Raw genomic sequence first — 1038 nt, 5'->3', positions numbered from 1 at the left:
ATCATGAACCATATAGAAGTTGAGGCCCGTTACGAAATTGAATTGGAAGAATACACTAAAAAAATTCAAATTGAAGGTAGAGTACTAGGTGATATTTCTAAAAACCACGTGATTCCTACTGCCATTCGGTATCAAAACACTTTGATTACGAATGTAAGAGGTTTGAAAGATATTTTTGGACCTGATTTTGAAACCATCGCTAAAGAGCAAATTATCTTGATCAAAGAAATCTCTGGACATATCGAAGGAATTAATTCTAAAGTAGAAGAGATGACCAACGAAAGAAAGATCGCCAATAATTTGACTGATGGTCAAGAGATGGCAGAAGCCTATTGCAACAAAGTTAAACCCTATTTTGAAATCATCAGAAACCATTGCGATAAACTAGAGTTATTGGTTGACAATGAATTGTGGACTTTAACTAAATACAGAGAATTGCTTTTGACTAAGTAGTTTTATACCATTCATAACTATTCAGATTCCTTTTACCACTAAAAAATTAAACAATATTGCCGCAAAGCCACAATCCCGATAGCTATCGGGAACAAAGAAAAAACAAGTTACAAAAGTCATTAAGTAATCATCCCTATAAATCGGGTTAGTAGACGTCTTCTTTGATTTGAAATTAGTGCCTTAGCGCCTTTGCGGCAGAAATTAACTTAGTGTTTGTGGTGCTGAATAGTTAAGTTAAGTTCATTTAAACAGAAGAGGCTTTTTTACGAAAGCCTTTTTTTTGTTTAAAAACGCAAAAAAGCACCCGTTTGTGGCGGATGCTTTTTAATTAAAATTAGTTTAATGTTATCTAGAAGAAATCACTTTTTGAACGCTACTTCCTCTATTGGTAGTTACTTTCACAAGATAAACTTCTGCTTGTCCTGTATAAGGAATGTTTAGCGAAACTTCTCTGTTCAAATAACCACTGGCATCATAACTAGAAGCCACTACAGCACCTAGTGTATTGAAGACCTCAATTCTCACATCAGTAACATATTTAAGATCATAACTGATAGTCAATTGATCTTTGAAAGGAACCGGATG

At 34.1% G+C, this 1038-nt stretch carries 1 protein-coding gene and 1 pseudogene; one reads left to right on the top strand and one right to left on the bottom strand.

Annotated elements, in window-relative coordinates:
• Positions 1-453 (top strand): annotated as a pseudogene (locus DB891_RS17450) (glutamine synthetase type III); the annotation flags it as partial.
• A 345-nt stretch (positions 454-798) separates the two neighbouring features.
• On the opposite strand, the gene DB891_RS17445 reads toward DB891_RS17450, so the two are convergent.
• Positions 799-1038 (bottom strand): T9SS type A sorting domain-containing protein (locus DB891_RS17445; protein WP_133243534.1); only part of this gene is annotated, 240 nt, incomplete at its 5' end.

It is taken from the genome of Flavobacterium laiguense, assembly GCF_003097655.1.
GTDB classification, from domain to species: domain Bacteria; phylum Bacteroidota; class Bacteroidia; order Flavobacteriales; family Flavobacteriaceae; genus Flavobacterium; species Flavobacterium laiguense.
Note: the sequence above shows the minus strand (reverse complement) of the source record. Positions and strands in the feature narration are given on the sequence as shown.